5 protein-coding genes and 1 pseudogene are annotated in these 6,486 nt (G+C 55.3%); 2 read left to right on the top strand and 4 right to left on the bottom strand.

Annotated features, from left to right (window positions below):
• Positions 1 to 712 precede the first annotated feature (712 nt).
• The gene (locus Z052_RS16915) at positions 713 to 1,909 is read left to right on the top strand and encodes a Cdc6/Cdc18 family protein (RefSeq protein WP_094520702.1); all 1,197 of its coding nucleotides are present in this window, start codon (positions 713 to 715) and stop codon (positions 1,907 to 1,909) included.
• Between the two features lie 54 nt (positions 1,910 to 1,963).
• Here Z052_RS16915 and Z052_RS16910 read toward each other — a convergent pair whose 3' ends face one another.
• Genes Z052_RS16910 through Z052_RS16900 form a run of 3 tightly spaced genes read right to left on the bottom strand, consistent with a single transcriptional unit; the run spans position 1,964 to position 4,536 of the window.
• Positions 1,964 to 2,179: an exodeoxyribonuclease VII small subunit gene (locus Z052_RS16910; RefSeq protein WP_094520701.1), complete on the bottom strand. Its 216-nt coding sequence runs from the start codon at positions 2,177 to 2,179 to the stop codon at positions 1,964 to 1,966.
• Positions 2,180 to 2,221: 42 nt separating this feature from the next.
• Positions 2,222 to 3,592, bottom strand: coding sequence for an exodeoxyribonuclease VII large subunit (gene xseA / locus Z052_RS16905; protein ID WP_094520700.1), 1,371 nt, complete (start codon positions 3,590 to 3,592; stop codon positions 2,222 to 2,224).
• Positions 3,593 to 3,624: 32 nt separating this feature from the next.
• Positions 3,625 to 4,536 carry an ADP-ribosylglycohydrolase family protein gene (locus tag Z052_RS16900; RefSeq protein WP_099289276.1) on the bottom strand — a complete coding sequence of 304 codons (912 nt, stop codon included), beginning with the start codon at positions 4,534 to 4,536 and terminating at the stop codon, positions 3,625 to 3,627.
• A gap of 349 nt (positions 4,537 to 4,885) precedes the next feature.
• Between Z052_RS16900 and Z052_RS16895 the strand changes: the two genes are divergently transcribed.
• On the top strand, positions 4,886 to 6,136 hold the full coding sequence (locus tag Z052_RS16895) for an RNA-guided endonuclease TnpB family protein (protein WP_094580716.1): 1,251 nt from the start codon (positions 4,886 to 4,888) through the stop codon (positions 6,134 to 6,136).
• Between the two features lie 125 nt (positions 6,137 to 6,261).
• On the opposite strand, the pseudogene Z052_RS16890 reads toward Z052_RS16895, so the two are convergent.
• Positions 6,262 to 6,486 (bottom strand): annotated as a pseudogene (locus Z052_RS16890) (IS66 family transposase); the annotation flags it as partial.

Genomic DNA, 6,486 nt, shown 5'->3' with positions numbered 1-6,486 from the left:
CGTTTCTACATAAGAGCGAGTGACCTGAGCCGCTAGGCCCGGTGACGGTGGTGTTGGCGGGTTCCCCATTTTGATAGACCCGAGGACCCTGGAGGGGTTGTTGACTTCGACGTTACGGTGCTTGAGGCATCAGGGATCATCTGTCGCACACCCCTCGTTGCCGCTGTAAACATCTCCCGGGAAATGGTATGGTGGCTCGAAAGAGATGGACCCCTCGTTGCCGCTGTAAAACCACCGTAGAGCGGTGTATGTATAGAAAATATCCATCTGCCCGCTCACACGTTCTACTATCAACACCACACCGATCAGTAATTTTATACCAAAGCGTGTTGTTTGCTACCGTACTACTCTTTTGGCATACTGAGAGGCCATGTTGTTTTGGCGTCGAAGACGTGAACCGTATGTTTCACCGTCATGGTGTTTTCCCCCAAATCACGTAGCTGACCGGCTCTCGATCGACTTTCTCTGAATCGCCCACAATTTCATCTGGAGGTCACACATCATTCGTGTTTACAGCGGCAACGGGGGGTGTGAGACCACCTCGATACCACTCTTACAGCGGCAATACGCGGCCCGTTATGAGATTGGAATTCTCAAAACGTAGGAACATACGGGTTTTAACCCCACTTGGACGGATCGTCTAATACAGACTCCTGTTTACAGCGGCAAGACGGTGGGAAGATTGATATGGGTCGGGTGAGTGCGATCCTGTATGAGCGATACGGAGTCATTCTTCGGGGATCCCGACCCCATTTTTGCTGATAAGGAACTCCTTCGTGTGAGTCATCTTCCAGAGGGTGATCGGATCATCGGCCGTGATGAGGAACTCACAAACCTCGCGAACGCGATTAAGGACGCCCAGCGAGGTGGGACGCCGAACAACGTGTTGATCTATGGAAAGACTGGAACAGGCAAGAGCCTCTGCTCGAAGTACATTACGCAGGATCTCACTGAGGCTGCCGCCGAGAATGATGTCCACGTTGACGTCGCATACATCGACTGTTTTCAGGACTCAACAGAAACGCAGGCTATCCGAACGATCGCTGAATCGTTCAACGATCCTGACGTGACGGATGTGAAAATCCCAGCGTCTGGCGTTTCCACGTCTGATTACTATCGGCGGCTCTGGAAGATACTTGATCTACGTCTCGACGTTGGTATCATCATTTTAGACGAGATCGACAAACTCGAAGACGACAACGTTCTCATGCAGCTCTCACGAGCGGCGGAGGCCGGAAAGGTAGAAGACAGTACACTCGGCATCATCGGGATCAGCAACAAGATTCGCTACAAGGAAACACTTAATGAGCGCGTCAAATCAAGTCTCTCCGAGCGTGACTTTGTGTTCCCGCCCTATGACGCAAATCAACTGCGTGCAATCCTCAACTCACGGGCAGATGCGTTCCGAGAGAGCGTCCTTGATGACGACGTGATTCCGAAGGTCGCAGCACTCGCGGCGAAAGAACACGGAGACGCTCGGAAGGCGATTGATATTCTCCGATATTCTGGCGAAATCGCTGACGAACACGATGACGACCGCGTCCGCGTTGAGTACGTTGATGAAGCACACGAGCGTGAAGAAGAGGCGCGGCTCGCCGAACTAATTGGAAAGCAACCCGAGCACTCGAAATACCTCCTTCAGGGGCTCGCACTCCAGATGCAGCAGTCAACCGATACAGATGCGATGATCCCCTCAAAGCAGGTGTACTCGGCCTACGAGGTTGTGTGTGAACGCGAAGGAACCGACCCGCTCAAAATCCGTCGCGTCCGCGACCTCCTCTCCGAACTTGCGTTTCTCTCGCTGATCGAACAGAATCGGAAGGGCCGAGGGAAAGGGAAGGGTGCGCATACAGTGAATCAACTGGTTGATGCCCCCGAACTTATCATTGAGGCGTGCAAGTCGGCGTGAACTGGCTTTCTTTTGCGAGTGCTGATGGTGAATGTCGGAAAGTGTGTCCGACCGTCACTCGGCGCGCTCTAGGTCGGCGTCTTCACCGTCAATCTCAATAATGTCACCGTCGCCGACGTCTAGGGCGTCACGAAGGGTCTCAAGATGGTCGTCTGCCTCTTCGCGGAGCTCCTTCGCGGTGGTGAGATCAACCTCTCCATCTTCGAGTGTCTCGGCAATCTCTTCAAGTCTATCGATCGTCCCGGCGATGTCGACCTCAGCCTCACTCATGCCTGATGATTACCTGGGGACTGCTTGAATACTCTGTTGTGCTCACAGAAGTCCACCCGCCCACAGTGCGACACCGAGCAGTAGCAAGCCAATGAGGACCAGGATGATTATCCGAAGCTGGCGGGCTTCCTGTTTTGCTTCTCGGACGTCCGTGTCCGTCTCAATATCTCGATACGCGCTTTCGATCCGGCGCTCAAGTGCTTCAGTTTCTTGGGTGATGTGTGTCTCGTACGCCCGATCAATACGGCTCTCAAGTCCGCCAATGCGTCCCCGCGCTGCCCGTACCGTGACAGCCTCTGTCTCCGCGGCGTGTTCGATCTCCTGGAGTGCTGTCTCGATCCTGTCGTCGACCGCATCAAGGCGTGATCCTGTCTGTGTCGTGTAGGCGGTATCGATCCGCTGTTCGAGATCGGCTGCTCGCTGGATACGTGCCTGCCGAGTTTCTGCTGCCCGTTCGAGTCTCACAACGGCGTTTTCGATCCGTCGATTGAGCGCGTCAAGCTGCTCGCTGACGACTGTTTTGTACCCGATTTGGAGCCGACGTTCGATGGTCTCGACGCGCTCTCGGATGGTGCTCATCTCAGGTGTCGCCACGATCCCCGCGTCTGTCGGTGTCATTGCTGGCTTGTCTGCGACCGCTTCGGCGAGGGTCTCATCGTCTTCGTGGCCCACAGCGACGACTGTTGGGGTCACACAGTCCGCGATTGCTCGGACGACGGGCTCCTCGTTGAAACACCACAGCGTGTCGTCTGCGCCGCCACCACGCGTTACGACGATGGTGTCGATGTCTGGATCTCGATCTGCCTGTTGGAGCGCCCCGACGATCGATGCTGTGGCGTTTTTGCCCTGAACGGTCGCCCCAAAGAAGGTGAGCGTCACTCCGGGTGCGCGTCCCCAGGCGGACTCACGGAAGTCCTCTCGAGCCGATCCAGTCAATGAGGTGACGACACCGATGTTTGATGGAAACGGTGGAAGTGACTGTTTTCGGTCGGCATCGAAGAGGCCCTCCTCATTGAGTTCGGCACGCAATGCCTCCAATTCCTGTGATCGATCGGAATCGCCGACCGGCCAGTAGTTTTTGACGTTGAGTTGTGTCCGGCCGCCTTCGGCGTAGAAATCGACGTTTGCCCGGACGATTACCTCCTCGCCTTCGGTGATGGGCTCGTCGATGCGGTCGCGATAGGACGACCACACGATACACTGGATAGTTTCCTCGCCGTCGACGTCTCGGAGTGTAAAGAACGTCCCGTAGCCCTTCGCTGTCGCATCGGAGACTTCGCCGACAACGTACGTTGGGAACCGTTCCGCGGCGGATTCCAAAGTGGCAGCAATTTCGTTGTTGAGTCGAGACACGGACCATGCGGACTTCTGCGGTTCCGTATTTTCTGATCCGGTATCGTCGTCGACGGCCATTCGGATCTGCCTACGGCAGTGGGTGGTTTAGTTTATTCCTCTGGTCCTTCGAGATCCATCGCTAGTGCTTCGAGTTCGTCTACCTCGTCAATCGCTGTCAGCCATCGGTCCGGGAGCTGAGACGCGCCAAATCGGGCACCTGCGATGGCACCTGTGATTGCGCCGATCGTATCGGTGTCTCCACCTCGGTTGACGGCTGTCACAATTGCTTCCTCGGCGTCTGTGGTATGTAGCCCATCGTGGAGTGCTGTCTGGAGTGAGTGGATGACGTAGCCCGATGTCTCCAGCAGATCGGGTTGATCGCCACGTGCCAGTGGCCTAAGCGCGGCAGTCAGTTCATCCGGGGCGCTTGCGTCGACGTAATTGAGAGCGTCCTGTAACGGGGTGTCGACATCGTCAAGAAGGCCAGCAAGTGTGAGATTCAAAACGGCGCAACCGTAGGTACACCGTGGATCTGCGTGCGTGATCTGTGAGGATTGTCGACTCACTGTGACAAGTCGCTCCCAGTCGGTTGCGTATGGTATCGCGAGCGGTGGACACCGCATCACACTCCCATTGCCTGCGTTTTGGCCTTCGGGACTAGTCTCCCAGACGTGCTGGCCAGCCTCGCTCCAGTCGTCGCCGTGTTTGAGCCGACTCAACGACTTCATCGTCATCCGGCCGATATCGAATGGATTACTGTCGTACCAATCGACAAATCGAGACGCGATATCTGCTGGATCGAACGCTTGCTGCTCAACAAGGCTGCGGGCAATACAGAGGGCCTGTTCGGTATCGTCTGTAATCGTTCCTGCTGGCTGATTCCACGTCCCATGGCCAATCATCTCGTCGAGTTGGCCGTGCTCGGCCGCAATTGAGGATGCTGACGAGAACTCAACCGGTCGGCCAAGCGCATCCCCACACGCCAACCCTAAGAGGATCCCACGGGCTCGATTTGAATTCATACGAAGATCAACCACGGCTTTTGTGGAAAAGTGTGGGTAGTGTGGTGTGCTCTATTGTAGTCATCCTCTGCGGTGTTTTGGACACTCCTGTGTGTCGCTAAGTCCACGGTCAGGTATCGGCAAACTCGACGAATGAGTGGTTCGGGCTCTCACCCAGTGCGAATCAATGAGCCTGGTAGATGAGACGCTGACCCGTGTGACTGGACACTCTATCTTTCTACGAGGAGAGAGCCCCGGCGTTTACGCCGGGAGTGAATCCGACAACGCTGACCCAATCCATCACGAACGGCAGGTTGGATATTCCACGCACATCCACACCATTAAGTTAGTTTGTCTACATAGTCTATGTATGGCGATTAAGGCCACACGCACCTACGTTGGTTCCATCCAGAACCACCAACAGGTCTGTGATGGTCTTGATTCGCTCGGAGACTCTGCCTCGAAACTCTGGAACGTCGCACGATGGACAGCCGACCGTATCTGGGACGCAACCGGCGAGATACCAAACGGTAGTGTGCTAAAATCGTACATGAAAAACCAGTCGTGCTGGAAAGATTTGAACGCACAATCCAGTCAGAAAGTCATCGAAGAACTTTCTGACGCTTTCCAGTCGTGGTTCGACTTGCGACACAACTCCAGTGAGGCGAATCCGCCCGGCTACCGCAAACACGGCGACACTCGACCAAAGAGCACGGTGACGTTCAAAGAAGACGGGTTCAAACACGACTCTGAGAACAACCGCGTCCGACTCTCGAAAGGCTCGAATCTCAAAGAACATTTCTCAGACTTCTTGCTCTGCGAATACCAGACCCGACCAGACGTTAATCTCTCAGAAGTCAACAGCGTACAGAACATTCGTGCCGTCTGGACTGGTGAGAGTTGGGAACTCCACTTCGTCTGTAAAGTCGAGCTCGAAACAGCGGATGCGGCTGGCGACGATGTCGCAGGGATCGACCTTGGCATCACCAACATCGCCACGGTCGCGTTCCCCGACGAATACGTGTTGTACCCCGGCAACTCGCTCAAAGAAGACAAACAATACTTTACTAGAGCTGAGTACGACACCGAGGGAGAGAACGGCCCGTCAGAGAAGTCGATGTGGGCACGTCGGAAGCTCTCTGATCGTGAGACACACTACTACCACACGCTGACGGACGCCATTATTACGGAGTGCGTTGATCGCGGTGTTGGAACGCTCGCGGTGAGTTGGCCTGAAGACGTGCGGGAGTCAGACTGGGGCAAAACCGGCAATAAGAAACTGCACACGTGGCCGTTCGACCGCATCTACCAGTACCTCGAATACAAAGGCGAGATGCGCGGTGTTGAGGTACTGAAAGAAAACGAGTGGAACACTTCAAAAACGTGTTCAAGATGTGGAGACGACACGAAATCGAACCGTGTCGAACGTGGCCTGTACGTCTGCTCGTCGTGTGAGTTAGTAGCCAACGCGGATTGTAACGGGGCAGAGAATATGCGTCAGAAGATAACTCCGAGTCCTCACGGCGAGGATAGGAGTAACGGCTGTGTGGCACAGCCATCGACACACTTGTTCGACCGCGAGAGCGGGACGTTTCACACGAGAGAACAGGTCGTGTCGTAGACCGGCAAATATCCCACCTGCGGTACGGGAAGCCTCGCCGTTTACGGCGAGGAGGATGTCACTAGCAGCGTGCTGTGATGAACGACGAAAGGACGTGGTTGAACTGCTCAGGCTCTTGTACGTGTTTACCCCGGAGTCTCGACAGCCGGCACAGCGTGAGCCCGTGAGATCAGTTCATTGTTACTGACGGCTCGACGAAGCTCTTCGTATGGATTGCGTCCCTGCTGGCGCCACGTCGCCAGCAGGGACAAGACCGTCTCGTGAACGAACATTCCTCGGTCATTACGCAGCGTTCCGATGATTTTCCGCAGAACTACTGGTTCCCGAAGCGCGTTCTCTGCGGCATTGTT

Origin of the sequence: Halorubrum sp. C191 (assembly GCF_002727095.1) — an archaeon.
GTDB lineage: Archaea > Halobacteriota > Halobacteria > Halobacteriales > Haloferacaceae > Halorubrum > Halorubrum ezzemoulense.
This window is presented reverse-complemented; position numbering and strand designations above follow the sequence as displayed.

Coding starts and splice junctions, on each gene's coding strand:
- Z052_RS16915 (WP_094520702.1), top strand. CDS start 713: ATGAGCGATACGGAGTCATTCTTCGGGGATCCCGACCCCATTTTTGCT.
- xseA (WP_094520700.1), bottom strand. CDS start 3,592: ATGGCCGTCGACGACGATACCGGATCAGAAAATACGGAACCGCAGAAG.
- Z052_RS16910 (WP_094520701.1), bottom strand. CDS start 2,179: ATGAGTGAGGCTGAGGTCGACATCGCCGGGACGATCGATAGACTTGAA.
- Z052_RS16900 (WP_099289276.1), bottom strand. CDS start 4,536: ATGAATTCAAATCGAGCCCGTGGGATCCTCTTAGGGTTGGCGTGTGGG.
- Z052_RS16895 (WP_094580716.1), top strand. CDS start 4,886: ATGGCGATTAAGGCCACACGCACCTACGTTGGTTCCATCCAGAACCAC.